The organism is Desulforapulum autotrophicum HRM2, assembly GCF_000020365.1.
Lineage (GTDB): Bacteria > Desulfobacterota > Desulfobacteria > Desulfobacterales > Desulfobacteraceae > Desulforapulum > Desulforapulum autotrophicum.
Genome location: NC_012108.1, coordinates 3,469,540 through 3,492,201 on the forward strand (window position 1 = coordinate 3,469,540; position 22,662 = coordinate 3,492,201).

At 49.8% G+C, this 22,662-nt stretch carries 22 protein-coding genes; 7 read left to right on the forward strand and 15 right to left on the reverse strand.

Going from position 1 to position 22,662, the window contains the following annotated elements; genetic code table 11:
* Positions 1 to 11 precede the first annotated feature (11 nt).
* The 10 genes from ybgF to HRM2_RS15120 form a co-directional block, all read right to left on the reverse strand.
* Positions 12 to 872 carry a tol-pal system protein YbgF gene (gene ybgF, locus HRM2_RS15075; protein WP_015904899.1) on the reverse strand — a complete coding sequence of 287 codons (861 nt, stop codon included), beginning with the start codon at positions 870 to 872 and terminating at the stop codon, positions 12 to 14.
* Between the two features lie 219 nt (positions 873 to 1,091).
* Positions 1,092 to 1,688, reverse strand: coding sequence for a peptidoglycan-associated lipoprotein Pal (gene pal / locus HRM2_RS15080; protein WP_232364044.1), 597 nt, complete (start codon positions 1,686 to 1,688; stop codon positions 1,092 to 1,094).
* Between the two features lie 32 nt (positions 1,689 to 1,720).
* A complete protein-coding gene (tolB, locus tag HRM2_RS15085) occupies positions 1,721 to 3,064 on the reverse strand; it encodes a Tol-Pal system beta propeller repeat protein TolB (protein ID WP_015904901.1) in 1,344 nt (447 codons plus the stop codon).
* A 7-nt stretch (positions 3,065 to 3,071) separates the two neighbouring features.
* Entirely contained in the window at positions 3,072 to 4,046 is a 975-nt protein-coding gene (locus HRM2_RS15090; protein WP_015904902.1) for a TonB family protein, read from the reverse strand.
* A 9-nt stretch (positions 4,047 to 4,055) separates the two neighbouring features.
* Positions 4,056 to 4,478 carry a protein TolR gene (gene tolR / locus HRM2_RS15095; RefSeq protein WP_015904903.1) on the reverse strand — a complete coding sequence of 141 codons (423 nt, stop codon included), beginning with the start codon at positions 4,476 to 4,478 and terminating at the stop codon, positions 4,056 to 4,058.
* A complete protein-coding gene (tolQ, locus tag HRM2_RS15100; protein WP_015904904.1) occupies positions 4,478 to 5,188 on the reverse strand; it encodes a protein TolQ in 711 nt (236 codons plus the stop codon). Before tolQ ends, tolR begins: the two co-directional genes overlap by 1 nt.
* A 149-nt stretch (positions 5,189 to 5,337) precedes the next feature.
* Positions 5,338 to 6,987, reverse strand: a complete 1,650-nt coding sequence (gene groL / locus HRM2_RS15105) for a chaperonin GroEL (protein ID WP_015904905.1) — start codon at positions 6,985 to 6,987, stop codon at positions 5,338 to 5,340.
* 79 nt (positions 6,988 to 7,066) lie between these two features.
* Positions 7,067 to 7,354, reverse strand: a complete 288-nt coding sequence (gene groES, locus HRM2_RS15110) for a co-chaperone GroES (protein ID WP_015904906.1) — start codon at positions 7,352 to 7,354, stop codon at positions 7,067 to 7,069.
* Positions 7,355 to 7,432: 78 nt separating this feature from the next.
* Positions 7,433 to 7,705 carry an FmdB family zinc ribbon protein gene (locus HRM2_RS15115; protein ID WP_015904907.1) on the reverse strand — a complete coding sequence of 91 codons (273 nt, stop codon included), beginning with the start codon at positions 7,703 to 7,705 and terminating at the stop codon, positions 7,433 to 7,435.
* 98 nt (positions 7,706 to 7,803) lie between these two features.
* A complete protein-coding gene (locus HRM2_RS15120; protein ID WP_015904908.1) occupies positions 7,804 to 8,349 on the reverse strand; it encodes a hypothetical protein in 546 nt (181 codons plus the stop codon).
* Positions 8,350 to 8,475: 126 nt separating this feature from the next.
* On the opposite strand from HRM2_RS15120, the gene HRM2_RS26100 reads away from it, so the two are divergent.
* Positions 8,476 to 8,574 carry a 30S ribosomal protein bS22 gene (locus tag HRM2_RS26100; protein WP_073474648.1) on the forward strand — a complete coding sequence of 33 codons (99 nt, stop codon included), beginning with the start codon at positions 8,476 to 8,478 and terminating at the stop codon, positions 8,572 to 8,574.
* A 78-nt stretch (positions 8,575 to 8,652) separates the two neighbouring features.
* Here the strand turns inward: HRM2_RS26100 and hflC are convergent, their stop codons facing one another.
* The 3 genes from hflC to HRM2_RS15135 all read right to left on the reverse strand — a co-directional run bounded on the left by hflC (position 8,653) and on the right by HRM2_RS15135 (position 12,525).
* The gene (hflC, locus tag HRM2_RS15125; protein ID WP_015904910.1) at positions 8,653 to 9,600 is read right to left on the reverse strand and encodes a protease modulator HflC; all 948 of its coding nucleotides are present in this window, start codon (positions 9,598 to 9,600) and stop codon (positions 8,653 to 8,655) included.
* Positions 9,597 to 10,676, reverse strand: a complete 1,080-nt coding sequence (hflK, locus tag HRM2_RS15130; RefSeq protein ID WP_041273301.1) for an FtsH protease activity modulator HflK — start codon at positions 10,674 to 10,676, stop codon at positions 9,597 to 9,599. Before hflK ends, hflC begins: the two co-directional genes overlap by 4 nt.
* A 295-nt stretch (positions 10,677 to 10,971) precedes the next feature.
* Positions 10,972 to 12,525 carry an IS1380-like element ISDau2 family transposase gene (locus HRM2_RS15135; protein ID WP_015904912.1) on the reverse strand — a complete coding sequence of 518 codons (1,554 nt, stop codon included), beginning with the start codon at positions 12,523 to 12,525 and terminating at the stop codon, positions 10,972 to 10,974.
* Between the two features lie 163 nt (positions 12,526 to 12,688).
* Between HRM2_RS15135 and HRM2_RS15140 the strand changes: the two genes are divergently transcribed.
* The 4 genes from HRM2_RS15140 (at position 12,689) to HRM2_RS15155 (ending at position 16,380) form a co-directional block, all read left to right on the forward strand.
* Positions 12,689 to 13,957 carry a radical SAM protein gene (locus HRM2_RS15140; RefSeq protein ID WP_148214644.1) on the forward strand — a complete coding sequence of 423 codons (1,269 nt, stop codon included), beginning with the start codon at positions 12,689 to 12,691 and terminating at the stop codon, positions 13,955 to 13,957.
* Between the two features lie 78 nt (positions 13,958 to 14,035).
* Positions 14,036 to 14,953 carry a histidinol-phosphatase gene (locus HRM2_RS15145; RefSeq protein WP_148214645.1) on the forward strand — a complete coding sequence of 306 codons (918 nt, stop codon included), beginning with the start codon at positions 14,036 to 14,038 and terminating at the stop codon, positions 14,951 to 14,953.
* A gap of 2 nt (positions 14,954 to 14,955) precedes the next feature.
* A complete protein-coding gene (locus tag HRM2_RS15150) occupies positions 14,956 to 15,699 on the forward strand; it encodes an RNA methyltransferase (protein WP_015904915.1) in 744 nt (247 codons plus the stop codon).
* 147 nt (positions 15,700 to 15,846) lie between these two features.
* On the forward strand, positions 15,847 to 16,380 hold the full coding sequence (locus HRM2_RS15155; protein WP_041273302.1) for a ferritin: 534 nt from the start codon (positions 15,847 to 15,849) through the stop codon (positions 16,378 to 16,380).
* A 20-nt stretch (positions 16,381 to 16,400) separates the two neighbouring features.
* Here HRM2_RS15155 and HRM2_RS15160 read toward each other — a convergent pair whose 3' ends face one another.
* A complete protein-coding gene (locus HRM2_RS15160) occupies positions 16,401 to 17,951 on the reverse strand; it encodes an ASKHA domain-containing protein (protein WP_015904917.1) in 1,551 nt (516 codons plus the stop codon).
* A complete protein-coding gene (locus HRM2_RS15165) occupies positions 17,948 to 19,897 on the reverse strand; it encodes an ASKHA domain-containing protein (protein ID WP_015904918.1) in 1,950 nt (649 codons plus the stop codon). The genes HRM2_RS15160 and HRM2_RS15165 overlap by 4 nt, the downstream gene beginning before the upstream one ends.
* Positions 19,898 to 20,246: 349 nt before the next feature.
* On the opposite strand from HRM2_RS15165, the gene HRM2_RS15170 reads away from it, so the two are divergent.
* Together HRM2_RS15170 and HRM2_RS15175 are read left to right on the forward strand one after the other, a co-directional pair.
* On the forward strand, positions 20,247 to 21,677 hold the full coding sequence (locus HRM2_RS15170) for an FAD-binding oxidoreductase (RefSeq protein ID WP_015904919.1): 1,431 nt from the start codon (positions 20,247 to 20,249) through the stop codon (positions 21,675 to 21,677).
* 32 nt (positions 21,678 to 21,709) lie between these two features.
* Positions 21,710 to 22,654 carry a hydrogenase iron-sulfur subunit gene (locus tag HRM2_RS15175; RefSeq protein ID WP_015904920.1) on the forward strand — a complete coding sequence of 315 codons (945 nt, stop codon included), beginning with the start codon at positions 21,710 to 21,712 and terminating at the stop codon, positions 22,652 to 22,654.
* The last annotated feature ends 8 nt before the right edge of the window (positions 22,655 to 22,662 follow it).

Sequence of the window (22,662 nt, forward strand, 5' to 3'; positions counted from 1 at the left end):
CCATGGTCCCATTATTGAAGGGACTTAAGCTTTTCGGCCGCGATCCCGGCCTCGTTGCTTTGGGGAAACTTTTTGATGAGTTCCTTTAAGATCAGCCGGGCATTGGCCTTTTCCCCAAGGTTTGCAAAGGCGTACCCCTGTTTAAACAGGGCAGCAGAAACCTTGTTCCCCTTGGGATAATTCTCAATCACCTTCTGGTACTCAAGGATTGCCTTTTCATACCATTTTTCCCGGTAATAACTTTCGGCAATCCAGAATCTTGCATTGTCTGCATTGTCAGATTCAGGATAGGGCTTAAGAAAGGCTTCAAACGCCTTGCGGGCCTGCTCGAACTCCCCCTTGTCCAGCAATAGTTTCGCCGCTGAATAGAGCCCTTTTTCACTGGTATCCTCGACCGTTTTCTCCCCGTCTACAGGGGGGGCATCTACCTTTACGTCCGAAGGCTCAAACCCCAAATATTCCTCCAGGGCGACAATGCGTTGAAAATTTTTGGAAACGGCTGCATCGAGCCTAACAAAATCGGTTTTACTCCCGGCAGAAGCCTGATTGCCCACATTTTTAAACCGATGCTCAGACTCTTCCATACGCCCGGTAAGCTGTTGATTCTCCGCCTTGATTTCTTCGACAAGGCTTTTGAGCTCTGCATATCCTTCACGACTGGTGCGTTGACTCTCTTCAAGGCCGGATTCAAGCCGGTTGACAACAAGGGTCATCTCCTTGATGGTTTTATCCTCCCTGGTAAACCTGTCTGAATCCTGGGACTCAAGAACTGCGACCCTGTTTTCCAGCATGGACAACTCCTGGGTCGAAACACAGCCTGACACCAGGAAAAGGACCGGCAGGCAAAGGATGAAAAAAAATTTATTTGTCATGGCAATACTCCAAAAGCTGACATTTTTGTTACACCACGGGCTCGGCAGTCAACCCATTTTGGCCATGGGACACGGGTGCAGCCGTCAAACCGTTTTTACGATCAGTTGATAAAGGTCTGTATCGTCCGACCACCATGCGACTCGGGCGCAGCAGTCAAACAAATATGACCGCTGCGCCCGAAAATCATGAATTCAAACCCGTCGGCCCAAGCCGTTTATCTATTTGATGACAAACTGGGCACGCCTGTTCTTGGCCCATGCCGTTTCATTGTTGGCTGGATCAATGGGACGTTCCTCTCCATAGCTGATGGTTGACAATCTTGATTCAGCGATTCCCAGATCCGTCAGGAACTTCTTGGCGGAAAAAGCACGCCTGTCACCAAGTGCAAGGTTGTACTCCATGGTGCCACGATCATCACAATGTCCTTCGACCACCACCATAACTCCGGGATTTTCTCCAAGCCATAGGGCCTTTTCCTTGAGAAGCGTCCGGGACATGGGGGTCAAATCGGCACTGTCATAGGCAAAATGAATATTCTGATTTGTAAATCTTGATCTTGCAGCGGCTTGTTTGGCAAGCTCAGCATCCTTCAGGGCCGACTCTTTCAAGGCCTTTTCCCTGAGCATAGCCTCTTCCATTGCCCGCTGTTTTGCAAGGGCAGCAGCCTTGGCAGCAGCATCAGGATCTACAGTGCCTTCAAGGGCCGCACCCATGGGTTCGGAAACCACCGGTTTTTTTGCACATGAAACAGTGCACACAAGACCCGCCACCATAAGGGCGAGCACCAGACTCCTAAACACTTGCTTTTTCATCATTCCTCCGTTAATCAATTTAGTATTGTTACAGCTCAATTGTTCTCATTTCCACGGGACCATTCGGGATTGGTCTGGGCACCATCCATCAAAAAAAGGCGCCGCTGTTCGCCACCGGTTGCTGTCATCACATAAATCCGTGCAACACCCTCACGGGTTGAGGTAAACGCGATCAGACCTGCATCCGGAGACCAACAGGGATCTTCATTATCCCCGGTACTGCTGGTAAGTTGCACCACACCAGATCCGTCAATCCCAACAACATATATATTAATTTCTCCATTGGCGATACCCACGTATGCTATTTTATCACCATCTGGAGACCAGGCAGGAGACGTGTTGTAGCGCCCTGTAAAGGTCAGGCGTCGAACCGTATCACTCTCCATATCCTGAATGTAAACCTGGGGAGTTCCAGCCCTTTTGGAGACAAAGGCCATTTTCTTCCCATCAGGTGAAAAACAAGGGGAGACATCAATCCCCCAGCTGTTTGTTAATTTTTTAATAATTCTCCCCTTTCCGGTCAACAGATAAATTTCCTGATCATTTTCAAAACTCAGGGCTGCAGCCAGGGAAAATTGACCGGGTATCCAGGCCGGTGTAATGTTCATCCCTTTAAAATTAACCACGGCCCCTCTGTTCTGGATCAGATTCTTTATGTAAATATCTGGGTTCCCACCGGCATAGGAGGTATAGGCGAGCCACTGGCCGTCGGAAGACCAGGCAGGTGAAATGGAAATGCTGTTCAAACGGGTAACCTGTCGCGAATTGTGCCCATCAAACTCTGCGACAAAAATCTCCTTGTTTTTTCCCTTGGTGGAAACAAAGGCCAGGCGACTGGAGAATACGCCCCATTTACCGGTGAGATGAAAGGAAATTTCACTGCAAAAACGATGGATCATCCGCCTCAGGTCATTGACCTTACCCGTGTAAACCTTTCCCACGACAAGACGTTCGGTAAAAGGATCAAAGAGCCTCATCTTAAGCTCAAGGTCACCGCCCGACTCGACAATACCACAGGTCACAACAAGCTCAGACCCGATGACGGTCCAGTTTTTAAAGTTGAGATCCGTTCGGGTAATTCCCTTTGTCGCTGGATTTTCAATATAGGACAATGGGTCAAGAATAGTCATATAGCCGGTAAACTCAAGGTCACTGACAAGAATTTCCCTTGCCTCACCGGCAAGGCGATCCTCAACAGCCCCACCCGTAAGGGGTTTGAACAAAGGTACGGCAACGGGAATCTTCCTGAGAAAGGGATCACTGATGTTGAGATAAACCTGCTGAGCCCAACTTCCGGCGGCCTGCCCAAACACAAGAAAGGCAAGCACAACATAAAAGATAGGAGAAATCACCCTTGACAGTTGTCTTTTTTTATCCATGGAATATTTATTTCAACCCTGAAGGAGTAAATTGAAGGCCGAGATCATAGGTAACATACCCCTTTGGAAGCGGCGGTAAAGGGTTTGATTTTTTAACCGCTTTCAGGGCTGACTCATCAAGATAGCGATTCCCGGACCGGGTCTCAAACCACACATCCCTGATCTGCCCGTTCTGTAAAATTTTGATCAGCACCACTGCCCGAATTCCTTGTTCGGCATTTGCAAGCCGCTCATTAAAGGCCCAGTTCTGACGGATTCTATACATCAACTCAACATTGTAGAGATCAATTGCCGTTAACTCTGTTTTATCACCCTTTGCGCCAGCACCGGTCACACCGGTCACACCGGTTACACCAGTCACACCTGTCACAGGCCTTGAACCGGCCTGGGCTTCAACTGCCTTCTCAAGCCTTGAAAAGGCCCGTTCAAGGGTGTTGTCGGCCGAAGGTGTCGATGTTTCCACTTTTTTCGCAATGGATTTTCTGGCACTTTCCATTACTTTGTCCGCCTTAAATGTCTTTTTCTTTAACGCAAGTTTCCGGTCGGGTTCAGCTGCCTGGACGGGTTCTGGAGCCTTTACCGGTTCAGTGATTTTTTCTGCAACGCTTTCGGGTTCTGGGGGGTGAACAACACGCTCCGGGACAGTCACTGTCTGCTTTACAGGCGTTTTAACTGCTGCTGGCTTGGGTGGCGGTTGAATCACCGGTTCTTCCTTGACGTCGGCTTCCACAGCATCCCCCAGGGTGGCTGAGACTTCGCCGGGCAGGGACAGGGAGACAAGATCCACCTGAATGACCAGTGGCAAGACCCGTTTTGGAGGGATGCTCTGGACGAAAAACAGACCCCATGCAAGGGCAATATGCACAAGCACAGAGCACAGGCAGAGAGTGAGGCCCCAGACGCCTCTAAAACCAGACTCGTCCGAACCCGAACTCAGACGATCAGCTCCCTGGGGACTGGATGATGGGTAAAAAGCATCCATTTCAGCCAATCAGGACTTATCTTCCGCAGGAAGTGTAATCAGGCCCAGGGTTGTCACCCCCGCAAGGCGTACCCGGGACATGACATTGACTACCACCCCGTAGGGGACCTCCCGGTCAGCCTTCAGGAGAACTCCCCTGTTTTCAACGTTGCCAAAGATGGCTCTGAGCTTCTCGGTAAGGTTTGTCACATCTGCAACCTGGTCGTTGATAAAAACCTGGCCGTCGACCTTAATGGAGATCACCAGGGACTCTTCTTCCTTGGCAAGGGGGGTGGAACTCACCTGGGGAAGGTTCACATCAACCCCCTGGACCATCATGGGAGCCGTGACCATAAAAATGATAAGTAAAACCAGCATGACATCAACAAAGGGAGTAACGTTGATCTCGCCCATGAGCTGGTCATTGCCGAAACTGCCGTGACCTGACTGCATCACACCCCCCTTTGCTTATGAATATCCCGCTCAATGATGTTGAGAAGATCTGCGGCAAAGCTCTGGAGTTCAGAATCAAGCACCCTGATTCTGTCAGTAAAATAATTGTAGGCAATCACCGCTGGGATGGCAACTGCAAGTCCTGCCGCAGTTGCAACTAAGGCCTCGGAGATACCCGGTGCCACAACAGCCAGACTTGCCGACCCCGTGGTACCGATACCGTGGAAGGTGTTCATGATACCCCATACCGTTCCAAACAGTCCGATAAAAGGCGCTGTATTTCCGGCCGTGGCAAGGAAGGGCACCAGCTGGGACAGACGTCTGACCTCAAGGTTGATGGACCGCCTCAGTGCCCGTTTCACATTACCAAGCCCCATGAAATTCGTGTCCGTGGCTCTTTTTTCACCGACCCCTTCCCCGCTGGGTTCCGATGCTCTTTTAATCTCAAGGTAACCGGCTACAAACACCCGGGCAACCGGGCTCTGTTTCAAGACCTTGGCCTTTGAAAAGGCATCTGAAAGATTCCGGCACTGCCAGAAAAGATCAGTAAAGTCAACGGATTCACCATAGGCCTTTTTAACATATCTGTACTTGATGAAAATAATGGCCCAGGAGGTGATGGAAAAGAACAAGAGCAGCAGAAGCACAAGCTTAACAACAAGCCCGGCATTGCTCAGCATATGAAAAATTCCGCTTGTTTCAGGAGTCATAAATATGTCCACATCTATGTGTTACAGGTATCGGGGTTCAAAACTGATAAAATATATGAGCCGTCATCAAATGTCAAGTGCTCCACGATAAAAGCCCCTGCGCAAAAGTATGCACAGGGGCTTGTGTAACACTATTCAGGTGTTTTGGGTTACATCATTCCGCCCATTCCACCCATTCCGCCCATTCCACCACCGGGCATTCCACCAGGCATTCCGCCGTCTTTCTCTTCGGGCTTGTCAGCGATCATGGCTTCAGTGGTGAGCATGATGGATGCAACACTTGCCGCATTCTGAAGGGCAAAACGAACAACTTTTTTAGGATCAATAACACCAGCTTCGATAAGATCCTCATACACGTTGGTCCTTGCATTGTAACCAAAGGAACCCTTACCTTCTTTTACGGCATTGATAACAACAGAACCTTCAACGCCTGCATTGTTTGCAATCTGTCGAAGGGGCTCTTCAATTGCCCTGGCAACCACTTTAACTCCAAGCTTCTCCTCTTCACTCTCGCCAAGGCCGGCAAGGAGGGAGATACAGCGAACAAGGGCAACGCCACCGCCGGGAACAACACCCTCCTCAACGGCTGCACGGGTTGCATTGAGTGCATCCTCAACCCTTGCCTTTTTCTCTTTCATCTCAGTCTCGGTTGCAGCACCCACGCTGATAACGGCTACACCGCCGATGAGTTTTGCAAGGCGCTCCTGTAGCTTCTCACGATCATAATCAGAGGATGTCTCGTCGATCTGGGCACGGATCATCTTAACCCTGCCTTCAAGATTTTCCCTGGCACCGGCACCGTCGATGATGGTTGTGTTGTCCTTGTCGATCACTACGGACTTGGCCTGGCCAAGGTCGTTGACGCCTACATTTTCAAGCTTAAGTCCGACATCCTCGGAAACAACCTGGCCGCCTGTGAGGATGGCAAGATCTTCAAGCATTGCCTTTCTTCTATCGCCGAATCCAGGAGCCTTGACAGCTGCAACGTTCAAGGTGCCGCGAATCTTGTTCACAACCAGTGTGGCAAGGGCTTCGCCTTCAATGTCTTCAGCCACGATGACCAGGGGTTTGCCAAGCTTGGCAACCTCTTCAAGCACCGGGAGAAGATCTTTCATGCTGGAGATTTTCTTGTCGCAGATGAGAATATAGGGATTGTCCATCTCGGCAACCATCTTCTCTGCATTGGTTGCAAAGTAGGGAGAAAGATAACCGCGGTCAAACTGCATACCCTCAACAACGTCCAGGGTGGTCTCCATTGATTTTGCCTCTTCAACGGTGATAACACCCTCTTTACCAACCTTGCCCATGGCCTCTGCAATGATATTACCAATGGTCTCATCACTGTTGGCTGAGATGGTTCCAATCTGGGCAATTTCCTTCTGATCCTTGGTGGGTTTGCTGATGGCCTCGAGCTCTGCAATAATCTTTTCCACAGCAAGATCGATACCCCTCTTGATACCCATGGGGTTGTTGCCGGCCACAACAAGTTTCTGACCCTCTTCATAGATGGCCCTTGCAAGAACAGTTGCAGTGGTGGTTCCGTCGCCAGCCATGTCACTTGTCTTGCTTGACACCTCTTTTACCATCTGGGCGCCCATGTTCTCAAACTTATTCTCAAGGTCAATCTCTTTTGCAACAGTCACACCATCTTTCGTAACAAGGGGCGATCCCCAGGATTTCTCGATAACAACGTTTCTGCCCTTGGGTCCAAGGGTTACAACAACTGCATCTGCAAGGGTTTGTACGCCCTTGAGCATTGCTTCACGGGCTTTTGCAGCATATTTGATTTCTTTAGCCATCTATTGGTTCCTCCATAATATATAGTTTGATTTAATGTATCTGTTCTATTTTGTTGTGCGAAAAGAGAATTGAATATATTTACTCGATAACGCCAAGCACGTCATCCTGGCGCATGATCAGATAATCCGTCCCGTCAATTTTAACCTCGGTTCCGCCGTACTTGCTGAAAAGGATGGTGTCGCCAACCTTGAGATCCATGGGAATCAGTTTTCCGTCTTCACCCACACGACCGTTTCCTGAAGCAACAACCTTACCCTCGGCGGGTTTTTCTTTTGCGGTATCTGGAATAATAATGCCGCCCTTTGTTTTTTCTGTCTCTTGAACTCGCTCAACAAGAATTCTGTCCTGCAAAGGTCTTAAACTCATGATCTAATTCTCCTTAACAAATAATTAATTTACGTTTAACGATTATGGTGTGGCAACTCCGGGGATGAAAAAAGGGAGTTACTCGTCCTTTTTAACGGCCGGTTTAGGGGCTTCGCAGGATTTTGCACAAGCCGCCGTCGTCTCTTTTGGAGGGGTTGACCCGCCGGACTTGGATCCGCCGTAATCCGTGACGTACCAGCCAGAACCTTTTAAATGAAATGAACTGTGGGAGATAAGTTTCTGAAGTTTTCCCTGGCAATGACTGCATGTGGTCAAGGGTGCGTCCGACATTTTCTGAAAGACCTCCTCAATCCTTTTGCAGTTTAAGCATTCATACTCATAAATAGGCATTTTAATCTGTTCTCCAAATAAATTTGATGTTCATGTGTCTCAAAAACAATGATAATGTAGTCAGTCTTTATTCCTTGTCAAGGAGTAAGAGTTAAAATTTAAACCAGTTTGTCAAAGCCCGGTTTTACAGACCTTTCTCCATAGTATTCAAGAATAAGGGCAAGGCCCGCAAGCCGGACCGGTTTAAGAATTTTCAAGGTAAGTGCATGGACCTTCCTTTCTTCCTCCATGGCCGTTTCATGGGTGGTTGCTGCCTCATATATCTGCTGGAATTTGGTAAACCTGACAACGTGAACAAGCTCATGGACCACCACATAAAGAACAAAGGGAAAGAGCTGAAACCCCTCTTTTTCTTCAACAGCCTTTAAAATGGTCCCATCCTGAAGACAGACCCGATAGAAGTTAAAGGCCGACGACCCAAAGGGAACATCCTTTTTTCTTGCCTCATATCCTACCACCTGGGCAAAGGGTCCAACCACCCGCTCATGGTCTGCCAGATTTATTGTTGTCCTCACATCATAGCGGCTTTTAAACCACTGGCTTGAAGACATTTTAAAATAATTACTCACCAACTCTTCAGCTATACTGACTGCTTCTTCAACCGCTTTGATCTGGGCTTGGTCAAACAACTGATACTCTTTCATCCCGTGGGCCTCCTTTAAAAAACAATGGACAGATTCAGGTAGGGTGTGCTATGTATAACGATTAACAGATCATACGGTCAAACAGTTAAAATCAGATAGAAAATTCCTATGAAGGGGGTGATTTTTTTGGGTAGTGTTATAAAGAAACGAAGAAAAAAGATGAGAAAGCATAAGCACAGAAAACTCCTTGCACGAACAAGGCACCAGAGGCGTAAGGGGAAATAAGCGGACTTGAGGATATGGGTTGCGGGGTTGTGAAACAGAAACAGTTTCACCACCCCGCACTCATTTTAATGGGCCACTTTAATTGGTTTTGATCTTCTTGAAATACTTCATGAACTCTGAATCAGTTGAGAGCACAAGCGTGGTCGTACTGTCGAGGGACTCCTTGTAGACGTCAAGGGTTCTTACAAAGGCGTAAAAGTCAGTATCCACCCCGTAGGCCTCGGCATAAATCCGGGCCGCTTCAGCATCTGCCGTTCCTTTAAGTTCCTGGGCCGTTTTGTAGGCCTCAGAACGAATCTTCTGCAGTTCTTTTTCCTTGTCACCCCGAATATTGCTTGCCTCACCCCGGCCTTCCGACCGATACTTTTCAGCAATCTGCCTTCGCTCGGCAATCATCCGCCCGTAGACCGCATCCCTGACCTTTTCAACATAGTTGATGCGCTTGATCTTTACGTCCACAATTTCAATACCAAAGGGTTCAAGCTTTGGCTGGGCCTGCTCAAGAATCCGGCGTGTAAGCTCACTCCTGCCCACCTTTATCTTATACTGGGAAGCCTGATCACCCTCACTCTCCCCATCCATGGCGTCAAAGGTATCCATGGGTCGGTCGCTGTTTCTGACACTTTCCACAAGCCTGAACGAGGTCAGAAAGTTACGCATGGCCGGATCGATGATGTCGTCCAGTCGCCCCATGGCGCTCACCATATTGTTCACCGTCTGAAAGTACTTCACAGGATCAACGATCTTCCAGCGGGCAAATGTATCTACCCATAAAAAAGTCTTGTCCTTGGTCGGCACCTGACCCGGGTCACCATCCCATTCCTGAAGGTTTTTCGGAAAATAGGTGGCCTTCTGCACAAAGGGTACCTTAAATTTCAACCCCGGTTCCGTCACGGGTGATCCAACCACCTTTCCAAACTGGGTCACCACTACCTGCTCTGTCTCGTCAACAATATAGGCCGATGCAAACAGTACAACTACGGCCAGGGCCAGAACCCCCAGAAGAATACCTTTAAACTTCATCATTTTTTATCCCCCTCCTTGCCTGGCCCACTGATAACGCTTGAACCCTGGCCCATGTTCAACAGTGGAAGCAGGTTGGATTGATCTGAATCTACAACATACTTGCCGCCAATCTTTGGCAGAATTTCGGCCATGGCCTCAAGATAGAGACGCTTTTCCGTAATATCCTTTGCCTTTACATACTCCTTGTATACGGATGTAAACCGTGCCCCATCACCCATGGCCCGATTGACCCGGTCAAGGGCATATCCCTCGGCATCCTTGATCACCCTTCTTGCCTCACCCCTTGCCTGGGGAATCGCCTTGTTGAACTCCTCCTTTGCCTTGTAGATGAGCTGTTCTTTTTCTTGAACCGCCTCATTCACCTCATTAAACGACGGTTGCACAGGTTCAGGCACATTGGTTTTCTTCATCTCAATGGTAACAATATGAATCCCTGTTTCAGCCTGGCGCATCTCCTCCTGGAGTCGTTCCCTTGCCGCTATTGCGATTTCCTCACGCTTGGAGATTACCTCGTTAATGCTTCGATCTCCCACCACGGTTCGCATGGTGGCTTCGGCCATATCCCTTAAGATGGAGTTGACGTTTTTAACCTTGAACAGGTATTTGTAGGGATCCGAGATCCGGTACTGAACAATCCAGGGAACCACAGCCACATTAAGATCACCGGTGAGCATGAGTGCTGCACCAATATCTTCACTGTCAGTTGCAAACCTTGAACCACCCGCAGGTGTTGTCTTGAATCCGAACTCCTCCTTGTAGACACGCTTGATCTTGACCTTTGTCACCCGTTCAATCCCCGTGGGCAATTTAAAATTGAGCCCGGGCTGACTGATGCGATTGTACTTTCCAAACCGCTGGATCACCCCTACCTCATCAACACCAACGGTGAAAAACAGCGAACTTCCAAAAAAAACAAAAAAAAGAACCACGATTAAAAGAATTCCGCCGGGGAACCTGAAATTCTTAAATTTGGCGAGCACCTCGTCCATCTGTGGCGGTTTTGGTATGTTCCCCCCACCCTGGCGATGTTCGTACTGTTCCTTTTTCTCTCTGAGCTTATCCCAATCCCAGTTCATAGATAGATTCCCGTACCTTTAAAATTAAAAGATGACTTAAAATGATGTCTTAAATAATGAAGGATACAGCAATGGGAATAATTTTCAAGGTAAATCAGAAAACCTAAATCCACCGCCTATTTTTTTTATACCCCTCCAAAAACGATTCGGGGAATTTTTTTTCGCGGCTGGAGCTTATTCCGGTGGGGGCTTGGTCTTTTTGTGGCCGTCCCTCTGATCTGGGCAAATTTTGGGTATAGATATCCCTTGGCGGACCGGAAAAATTAGATTTTTAGTGTGTACCTTTGTCATATAGTTATCCAGATGGTGCCCATGAACCGAAAAGCATTGCAATTTTTCTGCGCGCCTCAACCAAGAGATCGTAAGATGGGTGCCCTTTAGATAAACGCAAAAACAGAGTACGGGATCGTTTAACTACTCTCCCCGGGATATTGACAAGTGAAAACCTGATGGCCTTCATCCGTTTCGTCTTCATCGAAGGAGCCAACGCCAGATTTTTCATCATCACATTCAGGTTTAAGGCAATTATCATGATCCACCACCACGCAGCATTTGTACCAAAGTCAGATGATGGCATTTTTCCACCGGCCAGATCGTCTTTCATCACCGCATGAACCTCTTCACTCTTACCGCATCGTTCATGAAGCCAGTGGATCACATTCTCCCCGTTCATCTGTGTATATTTGATATTGGTAACGACACCAAATACCTTGTATCGGCTTTCATCCATTTCCATTGTCGGGAAGGGAAGCTTAAGCTGTTTATCATCATTCATACCGGGCAAAGGTTGTTGTTCAACCAGGCGCTGCCGTTTGGCAAGATACCTGTATACCGGAGCATCTTTGCTATAGCACAGTTCGTTGGGAACAAAGCACACTTCGGCCCACTCGCTACCGGTTTTTAACTGTAAACCTTTCTCCCTTTTATAGATCGGCTGCCATTGGGCATCTGGCACTTGAGCTACCGCTATTTTGAATGCCTTAGTCACATTACAGCCGATGGCAAATTCGATTCTACCAAATCGTTTATTTTCACCTTTTTCACAGTACCGTAAAAGATCGTGCTGGTAAGCAGCAGTATCTGAACGGAGCTTCACCTTTTCCACATTGCTCGGAAGACAGTCCAAGGCTTCCTTAAAAACCCTTAACTGTTCATAACCAGCGGGCACGTTACCGTCCCGGAATTCTGTGTGAAGAATAATTCCTTGCTCAAACCACCATGTGTTGAAAGGTTGGTAAGCCTTGAACCCTTTATAACAATAAGAAGCTGTCTCTTTCATGGTTTGAGCCAGGGTGGCATCCATGTCCAAGGTGGCCGTTGTCTCGACGCTTACTGTATTCAAGCCAGCGATCATATCTTTATTAATCTTTCCAAACCCCTTCAGGAAGTCATTAGCGGCGGGGATAAATGCTTTAACATCTGACTTCTTTCGGGCATCCTCCTGTTCAGCATCATGAAATTTGGACAAATACCTGAAGACAGCTGACGGGGACGGCACAGAACGTTTTTTTTCCTTCCGCCACCTACTCTCTATAGTTCGGCGAACCTTACGACTCAAACCATGCGTTTCTGATTTCCGCAATATTTGGCAGAACCCTTCATCCGCCTCCAGTATCTTTAAATCATCAACACAGTCTCCTCCGGCAAGATTGAGCAGCACCAAAGATAAAACCATCTGGGAATCAGTCCAGCCTTGCGAGTTCTTTCTTACCTTCAGATGTTTTTGGATGGATTTGGACAACCCGATTACTTTGGCCAAGTCGAGATAGACGGGCAGGCCAGCCAATGCGGTCATGCCGGTCTGAGTTTTTTCTTCTTCATACTTGAATGGAAGCACGCCTTGTGTCATAACTTGTTTCACCCCGTTGATGATAGTTTTTTGTTCGCACAAAGACTCTATCTGCTTGAACCATCAAGCGCAACGGGGTTTTTCTTTTTTTTAGGTGGTGGATTGGGGGAAAAACAACGGTTTCACCTTGACTTCCCTTTTTGCCGGGGATAAATTTGCCAGGATGAAAAAAAATTACACCGCCAACAACCTCTCCATCACCCTTGACATGGCAGGGTCGTTTGTTTACACCAAGATCAGCTATCCTGTCAGGTACGGTGTTTTTAATGAGATCAGAACGCCGGATCAACTGCTCCATTTTAATCTCAACGGCGAAATTATCCGGGCCGTTGGCAGAACCCGGCAATGGATTCATCCCAACGAGTGGCTCAAGCGCACGCCCGGGAACGACTGGGTGTATTACTCCAACGGCGGGTATACAGGGGTATTTGAAGCCATGGGAGAGTACTATCTGCCCAATCTCCAATACCCCACCAACGCCCTTATCGGGGGAAAACCGTTTAGGGAAACTTGCGTAAGCGATCTTGTTGAGGACTGGTACCAGAGGCTTATGGCCCTCCAAACATCGACGAAAAACCTGCCTGAACCCATGGCCCGGTTCCTGGCCCAGGCCCTCCAAAACACCCCGGACCGCCTGCAGGAAAAAGCGAAAAAACTGTTCTCCATTTCCGGGGGAAGGGTGACGGTCATGCCGCCCGATGCAAGGCATGTGGACTACGATATCATCCCTTTGTTTATTTCCCTTGGCTGCCTGTACAAATGCCGGTTCTGTAGAGTCAAAACAGAACATCCCTTTGCCCTTAACACCGAAGATGAAATTGTTGGGCAGCTTACCCGTCTCAAGGCCCTGTACGGCCGTGATCTTGCCAATTACAATTCTCTTTTCCTCGGCGAGCACGATGCCCTTGCAGCAGGCAGGAATCTGATCGTATTTGCCGTTGAAAAAGCCCTGGAAATCCTGGCGTTTGACCAGGGGAACATGAAAGGAAGCAACCTTTTTCTCTTTGGAAGCGTGGACTCCCTTCTTGACACAGATCCGGACCTGTTCAACAGACTCAACACCCTGGTTTCCAAAACTTACATCAACATAGGCCTTGAATCCGCCGACCAGGCGACACTTGATCACCTGGGCAAACCCATCACAGTTGCCCAGGTGATCCAGGCGTTTGACACCATGCAGAAAATCAACGACCAATACCAGAACATTGAAATCACGGCCAACTTTGTCATGGATGAAACCCTTCCAAAGGATCACGTCCCGGCCTTTTTGCGCCTTGTCAGGGAGAGGGTGTCACACACAAAACCCAAGGGAGCGATCTATCTTTCACCCCTTTCCATTAACCATCCGTCACGGGAGATGATGTTCACCTTCAACCGCCTCAAGTGCCTGAGCCGCCTTCCCACCTTTCTCTACATCATCCAGCGGTTGTGATTCAGACTTCTATACTCTTGAGTTAAGATCAAATTAATCATATCGTTTTAAAAAAAAATTGGGAAAACAACCTTGAAAATGAATAACACCAGGACTGGCATAAATCACGAACCCACCAAAAAAAAGCCCTCACACCCATGCCGTGTATCTGTTCACGGGGGCCACAGCGGCCAGTTCTGCCTCCACGCAAGGGACAGGCTCGAAGATATGGTAAAACGCTACGTCGAACTTGGCTTTACCTGGGTCGGCATCACTGAGCATCTTCCGGCCTGGGGCGAAAAGGTCATGTACCCTGACGAGGTTGCGGCACAGCTGACCCCGGACCAGATGCTTATCACCTTTGGGGCCTATATCCTGGAATGCAACCGCCTGAAAAAGAAATACCGATCAAGCATCAAAATTTTTACCGCCTTTGAAATCGAAACCTGCTCAGGGTATGGCACTTATGTGCCACAAATGGTCTCCCGTTTCAAGCCCGATTACATTGTCGGCTCTGTTCACCATGTCAATGACCAGGGGTTTGATTTTTCAAAGGACCAATACCTTGAAACAGCTACCGGACTGGGGGGGATTGACACCCTTTACGAACAATATTTTGACCTTCAGTACGAGATGTTCAGAACCATCAATCCGGCTGTTGCAGGCCATTTTGATCTCATACGAATCTTTGACGACAACTATGGTTCAAGGCTCAAAAAGCCAGCCATCTGGCAAAAGATCGTCCGAAACCTGGGATACATCAAACAACAGGATATCGTCATGGATTACAACCTCAGGGCCCTTACAAAGGGGGCCGTGGAACCCTATATTGCCGCCCCCATCCTTGAACTTGCACGGGCAATGGAAATCCGGGTTGTCCCAGGCGACGACTCCCACGGCGTGCGAGACATTGGTCAACACATTGACCCGGCCATTGACACCCTTTCCACCCTCGGGTTTACGACACCTTTTCATCCGCCCAGGCTCTACTCTTGGGAAACACAGGAAAAAGAATAACCATGAAAAAGCAACAGATCACCGTGGTTCTTGTGGAACCCCAGGGGCCCCTCAACATCGGTTCCGTGTGCAGAGCCATGATGAATTTTGGATTCAGCCAACTCTGCCTTGTCAATCCATGCACGACATTCAACAACCTTGACGCCAGAAAAATGGCCCTTTCAGCCCTGCCCATTCTCGAGAAGGCCGTTGTGGTTGATACCCTGGCCCAGGCCCTCAAAAATTGCCACCTGGCCTTCGGCACCACCCGCCGTTTTGGAAAATACCGCCAGGATTTTTTATCTCCTGAAGATTTTGGCAGGACCCTGGCTGAAGAACCGGACACGAACCAATGTGCCCTTGTCATGGGCAGGGAAGACCACGGACTATACACCTCAGAACTTGAGCTCTGCCAGCGCTTTGTCACCATTCCCACGGAAAACGCCTATGGGTCCATGAATCTGTCCCATGCAACAGCCCTGCTCCTCTATCAGGCGTCAATGGCCCTGGGCCGAACAATCCCACTTAATACCGGTTCAACCCCGCCGGCAACCAGTCATGAGTTGGCAGGCATGTACGACCACATGACCAAAAGCCTGTGCGACATCGATTTCCTCAATACCCAGAACCCGGATCACCTCCTGCGGACCTTCAGGCGGATCTTTGGACGGGCAGGCCTTGACAGGCGCGAAGTTGCCATCATCCGTGGCCTCATGGGCCGCATTGACTGGACCGAGTCTGAACGAAAAAAGCACCTCAAAGAATAAACAAGGCAAGGCTGTCTGGTTTGCGGATTTAGATTTGATTTTATGTTAATCGTGGTAATCATATATAAAGTCAAACAAAGGAATGACCCGAATTCTGGGACAGCCGTCCCGGGATTCAAGACAACAACCCCCAAAAAGGAGTATATCATGCTGAAACAACCCATGGGCGACGCCTTGAACGAACAGATCAACAAAGAAATGTATTCGGCCTACCTCTATATGGCCATGTCCAGCCACAGCAATGGAATTGGCCTTAAGGGCTTTGGCAACTGGTTCATGGTCCAGTACCACGAGGAAATGTTCCATGCCATGAAAATTTATGAGTACCTGTCAAGCCAGGGGGTTCCGGTTGTTCTCAAGGGCATTGCCGAGCCCCCGGCAAGTTTTGAGTCCCCCCTTGACATGTTCACAAAGACCCTGGCCCACGAACAGTTCATCACCGAGTCCATCAACAATCTCATGGAACTTGCCATTGATGAAAAAGACCATGCCACCCAGATCTTTCTCCAGTGGTATGTGCTCGAACAGGTGGAGGAAGAAGAAAATGACAACGACATCATTGCCCAGCTCAAGCTCATCAAGAACGACCCCAGAAGCCTGATGATGCTCGACCGTGAGCTTGCAGGGCGCATGACAACGGTTCCGGTTGATTTCAGCAAAGGGGTAAGCAACGCCCAGTAAAACAGCCGTCACCTTTTGGGTCAGGCCCCTCCTGTTTTAACCCTGGGAAACCTTGACCGATCCGTATGGGGATAAAACTTGGCCCCTGAAAAAATGTTCATGAACGCCTGGTTCACGTTTAATTCCACATAGGTGAGTTTTTGACGGATGGTCTCGATCTCATCAAAGAGATCGGGATCAACCAGGAGACGTGCGGCCCCGCCAAGGGAAGAATTGCCAAGAACCTTGAACCGATCCATGGGGATATCGGGGAGCATACCAATGGAGATGGCAGACACGGGATCGATGAACGAACCAAAGGTGCCTGCCACATAAAAGTGCTCAAGGTCGTCAAAGCCCAATCCTGCAGTATGTTCGACAATGACCTGGAGGATTGCGTACATGGCGGCCTTGGAACTTGTCAAGGAATTGAGATCCACCTGGCTGAGGGTAATGGGGGCATTGGTGCCAGACTCGGTTGCCGGAACCAGCACAAGGGTGTCAATCCCCTGGTCACAAACAAGTTGACCGGCACACCGTTCGGGCGAAAATTTTCCCCGGATGTCCATCATTCCCGATAAAAAGAGCCCGGCCGCAAGATCAATCATGGCCGATCCGCACAGCCCCATGGCAGGCTCGTCCCCAATGGTATGAATTTTAATCACACACGACACAGGGTCAATCTTCACCCTGTCGATCACCCCTGGTCCTGCGGTCATGCCCATTTTGCTCATTCCCCCTTCAAGGGCCGGGCCTGCGGCACCGGCACAGGCAATGAGCCATTCCCTTGTTCCAAGAACCACCTCGGCATTGGTTCCCACATCCACCATGATACTGGGATTTTCGTTCGTGTGAATGCCGGAAAAGAGGATGCCGGCAACAAGATCCCCCCCGAAATAACTGCCGATGTTGGGGAAGATAAAAACTGCGGCCATGGGGTTAAGACAGAGCCCAAGCTCCCGGGCGTCCTGAATGCCCGGCACATTGATTGCCGGAATATAGGGTTCCCGGATAATATTTGACGGATCAATCCCGAGGAAAAGGTGGGTCATGGCCGTATTCCCGGCGCAGACCATGAAATGAACCGATTCAACCTTGAGCCCTGCTCGGTCACACAGGTCGCTTACACTGTGGTTCACCGAATCAATCAAAACCGATCGCAGGGCCTCAAGCCCCTCTGGATCCTTTGCATGGTGAATCCGTGCAAGCACGTCCGGGGCAATGCAAATCTGGGGGTTGTCAAATCCGCTTTCCCCCAGGGTTTCCCGGTTTTCAAGATCCACCAGCCGGGCCACCAGCCGGGTGGTGCCGATATCCAGGGCAACCCCGCACACGGGTTCTGGGCTGTCCGGAGCCTGGACATTGATGATCCGCCACCCCCATGAGTCCTTACAAAGAAGCACCTTGATTCTGTGGTTAAACCGACGTAAAAGGGCAGGAAGACGCTTCACCACGCCCAGGGGTAGTGTTACCCGGTCTGTGCCAAGGGCTTTCTCCAGAACCGCTGTCAGCCGCTCAACATCTGCAATATTGTTTCCAAGGCGCGGCACAGGCACCTGGACCACCCTGACGCCTCCCTCTGCCCTGTTCACCGGTTTACCCCCTTAAGAAGCTCAAGCCTTGCCGCAAGCCGTGGAAAGGCCCCAAGGTCTGTGTGGGGAATAAAAAGCGCCCCCATGTAATGATCCATGTACGAAGGGGTTTCGGCAAGTTCAAAGTTGGTCATCATCCGAACCACCTCGCCCACATCCCGCCGTAGCCGGTTGGTAAACGAACTCATCTTGGCGCCCAGAAGGGAACTGTTGCCAAGGTAGGTGACATGATTTGGATCAACCTCCGGCAACAGCCCAATGGTCATGGCCTTCTCAAGATCAATATAGGAACCAAACCCGCCTGCCAGGATCACCTCCTCGATATCGCCGATGGTCAACCCAACCTCTTCAAGCAGGGTCTGGGCAGCCGAATACATGGCACCTTTTGCCCGGATCAGATTATCTATGTCAGGTTCCGTGATGGAAATATCCCTGTCGATCTGGGTGGCATCCTGCCACACCAGCACATATTCCCAAACCCCCTCACGTTGACGGATTCTGTCGAGTCCCAGGGCCTGATTGAACTTTCCGCGATTGTCGATGACGCCGGCTTCAAACAGCCTTGCCACAATGGTAATCAAACCCGATCCACAGATTCCCTTGGGCCTGACATTACCAATGGTCATGATCATGGGCTCAAGGGTCATCAGGTCGATGGAAAAATCCTCAATAGCCCCCCTGGCTGCCCTCATGCCAAAGGTGACCCCCCCGCCTTCAAAGGCAGGACCGGCCGAAGCGGCAGTACAGACCATCCAGTCTTTGTTGCCGATGACAATCTCGGCATTGGTGCCGATATCCATGAAAAGCGTCAGCTTATCCGACCGGTACATACCCGATCCCATGACTCCCGCAACAATATCTCCACCCACATAGGAAGCCACCCCGGGATACACAAGGGCAATGGCATGGGCGGCAAGGTCAATACCCACGTCAGCGGCTGCAAACGGCGGATAAAAGTTGGAAGCCGGGACATAGGGGGCCCGCCTTAGGTATTGCGGAGTAATACCAAGGAGAAGCTGGGTCATTGTGGAGTTGCCGGCAAGGGTGATGGTAGTGATTTCATCCCGGCCTATACCGGCTTTTTTGATGATTTGCCCAAGGACTTTGTTGACGGTTTCAATCACCTTTGTCTGCAGGGTGGCAAGGCCGTTGGTCTTTTCAGAAAAAACGATCCGTGAGATCACATCCTCACCATAGCTGATCTGGGCGTTGAAATCCCCATAATTTGACAGCACTTCCCCTGAATTGAGATCAAGCACCTCACCGTAGATTGTTGTGGTGCCGATATCCATGGCAACGGCAAGATTTTGGTCTGTTGTATCACCGGATTCAATTTGGACAATTTTATTTTTCCCATCCTCTCTTACCGGCCGCACAATGGTTGCGGTGACCTTAAAGTTTCCCTGGCGCAGAAGATCAGGAAGGGTTCGCATCACATTTAAATCCATGACAAGGCGATGCTCGTTGTGCTCAATCTTGAGGTGGTGAAGCAGCCTTGAAACATCGGCGATGTTGTCCTGGGCCGTGGGTTCGGGAAGCTCCAGGTATTTTTTTTCAACCGGTGGGATAAAAAGCCCCTGCTCCTTGAGCTGGTTCAGATCAAAAGTTCGGATCCTTGCCGTGTGCCTGGGAGAGGCCTGGAGGTTCAGTACTGCTGAATCCACATCAGACTCCACGGGAACTCTCACCACAAGGTCGGATCGGACCTTTGCAAGGCAGGCCAGTCGATAGCCTTTGGCAATATCTTCAGGTGAAAGCCTCTCGGAAAGACCATCGTCCACCTGGCCCTGTTCAATGATAACCCTGCATTTTCCGCAGACCCCTTCACCGCCGCAGGAGGCATTTATGTGAACACCGGTCTCCATTGCCGCCCGAATAAGAATTTCACCATCATCGACCTCAATTTTCCTGTCATGGGGCAGGAAGGTGATCATATGCCTCGCCATCCAATATCCTCCTTAAAGCATAAAGTTTAATTCTCTGCTGTTTATTTCCCTCTGGGGTGTCACACACCCCTCACCCATCGCTTCTCTCTTATCCCACAGGTTAAACAAGGTAAACAATAAAAAACATCTTCATTTGAGTTTATTCTCGAAATTTCATTGACCTAAAACTTTTTTTTCTGTTTAAAAGAGTAAGATTTATATTGAACACGGATCAATGCCTGTTCAAACCTTAAACGATAGCAAGATGGTATCTTAAACATTAGCAGCATGGTATCATAAACCAGTAACGACATGGTCAATTAAACATGTAGAGACATGGTATTTTGAAATATAATTAGGGGGTAGGGTAATGGAAAAAATTGATATACCCAGACTTAAAGACATTGTGGGAGAAGACAACCTGAAGAGCAATCCGGCAGACCTCTATGTTTACGGTTCTGACTCATCTGTTCATTCTGCCATGCCCTGGGTGGTCGTAAGACCCAAAGACATTGAGCAGGTTCAACAGATAATGGTTTATGCCAACCAGGAAAAGATCCCTGTGATCACCCGGGGGGCGGGATCTGGCATGTGCGGACAGACCGTGCCCATCAACGGCGGCATCATTCTTGACATGAAGCGGATGAACAAAATCCTTGAGATCAATCCGTCGGACGTCTATTGCCGGGTCGAGCCAGGGGTTGTTGACGACGACCTGAACCAGGCGTTAAAACCCTTTGGCGTCTTTTACCCCCCCACGCCAGCCTCAAGCAGAATCGCCACCATCGGCGGTGAAATTGGCAACAATGCAAGCGGGGTCCGCTCGGTGAAATACGGAGCCACCCGGAACAGTGTCCTTGGAATGAAGGTGGTGTTGCCCGACGGCAGGCTTGTGACCCTTGGTGCACGGACACGGGTTGAGGCAACCGGCTACCAAATCCATAAACTCATAGTGGGGTCCGAAGGAACCCTCGGTGTGGTGGTCGAGGCCACCCTGAGCTTTGTTCCCATTCCAAAATTCAGGTGCCTTGGCATGGCCAATTTTGATACCCTTGAAGATGCGGGGAACGCCATTGCAGGAATCATGGGCGGCGGAATCGCGCCGTCCATGCTGGAGCTTGTGGACAACGTGGCCATCAAGGCCGTGAACAAAACCATGGATCTGGGCCTCCCGGATGTTGAGGCGATGCTTCTCTATGAGGCTGACGGCATGGTCAAAGAGGCCGTGGACTACGAGATCGACGCCATGAAAGAGGTGTGCCGTAAAAACAACGGTTCAGGTCTTGTGAGCAGTTACAATGCCGATGAACGGGCCAAGATCTTCATGGGCAGGAAAAAACTCTTTCCAGCCCTGTCGAAATTCAGCGACGTGCTCTCGAGCACCGCCCTTGCCGACGACATGGCCGTGCCCTACTCCAAAATGGCGGAAACCGCCAAAACCATACACCAGATTGCCGCCAGAAACAACATTATCATGACGGCCTACGGCCATTGCGGTTCAGGCTGTATGCACACCAAGATCCTCATGGAGCCGACCCATAAAGACCAGTGGGATTCGGCCAAAAAAGCGGTGGCTGAGATTTATGAGTATGTCCGCTCGGTCCACGGCACCACCTCTGCGGAACACGGTATCGGCCTGTCAAAGGCGCCGGCCTTCAAGCTTGAGAAAGCGGACAGCCTTGAACTGATGTCGAGCATCAAACGGGCCTTTGATCCCAACAACATTCTCAATCCCGGCAAACTCATGGATGCCCCTGAAAATTGGGTCACGGCCACAGACCTGAGGTACATGGTTGCTTGACATTGACATAGAACCCAAACGGAGTCACACATATGGAAACACGTCCCTTTGAAACAAAGAATCTTGACAAGTGGAAATCCAACCTGGACAGCTGCATCCGTTGCGGATACTGCTATGAACACTGCCCCATATTTAAACACACCCGGTGGGAATCGGACGCCCCCAGGGCCAAACTGATCATGCTCTACGGCTTGCTTGCCGGCAAACTTGAGCCTTCAGCCTATATCGCCGACAAAATCGCCTCATGTTTTTACTGTGGGCGTTGCGTTGCCGCCTGTTCAAGCGGTGTCCCCCTGACCGAAATATTCACCGATGCCAAGCGCGATTTCCAGGGCACTGAATTTGAAGCGTGCGGAACTACCACGGTGACCAACACTGATTGTGTCGCCTGCCTTGCCTGCGTACGGGCCTGCCCCCACGAGGCAAGGCTGTTCGTCAACGGCAAGATCGTCACAGATACGGTCAAGTGCCAGAGTTGCGGCATCTGTGTGGATATCTGTCCCAACAAGGCCATCTCCACCTCCCTGAGCTACGGCACAAACCGACCGGCCCTGAACCAGGAAATCGGGGAATTCCTTGAAAAAGAGACCTCAAAGGCCATTGTTTTTGGATGCAACTGGTCCTACTATCCTGATTTTCAAGCATCGGTGATGGACAAGGCGGTTGAGCCTCCATACAAAATCCTCATCAACATGTGCGGCGGCAGGCTTGAAAAACCCCTGCTCCTCGAACCCCTGCTCCAAAACGCCTGGGGAGTCCTTGTGGCCTGCTGCCCGGACGGCGATTGCGAGCACGACGGAAATGTCAAGGCAAAAGCCCATGTCTCAGCCCTCCGGGAACTCCTTGAGGAGATGGATATCGATCCAGACAGGCTCCAGCTTGTGCAGATCAAGCACAATGACAAGACCGGATTTCAAACGGCCATTGACACCTTCATGGAAAAACTTGAAACACTTGGCCCCCTGAACAACAGATAAGGAAACCA

Excerpts from the sequence above, each read along its gene's own strand:
- tolB (WP_015904901.1), bottom strand. The coding sequence starts at position 3,064 with ATGGATAAAAAAAGACAACTGTCAAGGGTGATTTCTCCTATCTTTTAT.
- HRM2_RS15145 (WP_148214645.1), top strand. The coding sequence starts at position 14,036 with ATGAATAACACCAGGACTGGCATAAATCACGAACCCACCAAAAAAAAG.
- HRM2_RS15155 (WP_041273302.1), top strand. The coding sequence starts at position 15,847 with ATGCTGAAACAACCCATGGGCGACGCCTTGAACGAACAGATCAACAAA.
- groL (WP_015904905.1), bottom strand. The coding sequence starts at position 6,987 with ATGGCTAAAGAAATCAAATATGCTGCAAAAGCCCGTGAAGCAATGCTC.
- hflC (WP_015904910.1), bottom strand. The coding sequence starts at position 9,600 with ATGATGAAGTTTAAAGGTATTCTTCTGGGGGTTCTGGCCCTGGCCGTA.
- tolQ (WP_015904904.1), bottom strand. The coding sequence starts at position 5,188 with ATGACTCCTGAAACAAGCGGAATTTTTCATATGCTGAGCAATGCCGGG.
- HRM2_RS15115 (WP_015904907.1), bottom strand. The coding sequence starts at position 7,705 with ATGCCTATTTATGAGTATGAATGCTTAAACTGCAAAAGGATTGAGGAG.
- HRM2_RS15175 (WP_015904920.1), top strand. The coding sequence starts at position 21,710 with ATGGAAACACGTCCCTTTGAAACAAAGAATCTTGACAAGTGGAAATCC.
- tolR (WP_015904903.1), bottom strand. The coding sequence starts at position 4,478 with ATGCAGTCAGGTCACGGCAGTTTCGGCAATGACCAGCTCATGGGCGAG.
- HRM2_RS15165 (WP_015904918.1), bottom strand. The coding sequence starts at position 19,897 with ATGGCGAGGCATATGATCACCTTCCTGCCCCATGACAGGAAAATTGAG.
- ybgF (WP_015904899.1), bottom strand. The coding sequence starts at position 872 with ATGACAAATAAATTTTTTTTCATCCTTTGCCTGCCGGTCCTTTTCCTG.
- pal (WP_232364044.1), bottom strand. The coding sequence starts at position 1,688 with ATGATGAAAAAGCAAGTGTTTAGGAGTCTGGTGCTCGCCCTTATGGTG.
- HRM2_RS15135 (WP_015904912.1), bottom strand. The coding sequence starts at position 12,525 with ATGACACAAGGCGTGCTTCCATTCAAGTATGAAGAAGAAAAAACTCAG.
- groES (WP_015904906.1), bottom strand. The coding sequence starts at position 7,354 with ATGAGTTTAAGACCTTTGCAGGACAGAATTCTTGTTGAGCGAGTTCAA.
- HRM2_RS15150 (WP_015904915.1), top strand. The coding sequence starts at position 14,956 with ATGAAAAAGCAACAGATCACCGTGGTTCTTGTGGAACCCCAGGGGCCC.
- HRM2_RS15090 (WP_015904902.1), bottom strand. The coding sequence starts at position 4,046 with ATGGATGCTTTTTACCCATCATCCAGTCCCCAGGGAGCTGATCGTCTG.
- hflK (WP_041273301.1), bottom strand. The coding sequence starts at position 10,676 with ATGAACTGGGATTGGGATAAGCTCAGAGAGAAAAAGGAACAGTACGAA.
- HRM2_RS15140 (WP_148214644.1), top strand. The coding sequence starts at position 12,689 with ATGAAAAAAAATTACACCGCCAACAACCTCTCCATCACCCTTGACATG.
- HRM2_RS15170 (WP_015904919.1), top strand. The coding sequence starts at position 20,247 with ATGGAAAAAATTGATATACCCAGACTTAAAGACATTGTGGGAGAAGAC.
- HRM2_RS15120 (WP_015904908.1), bottom strand. The coding sequence starts at position 8,349 with ATGAAAGAGTATCAGTTGTTTGACCAAGCCCAGATCAAAGCGGTTGAA.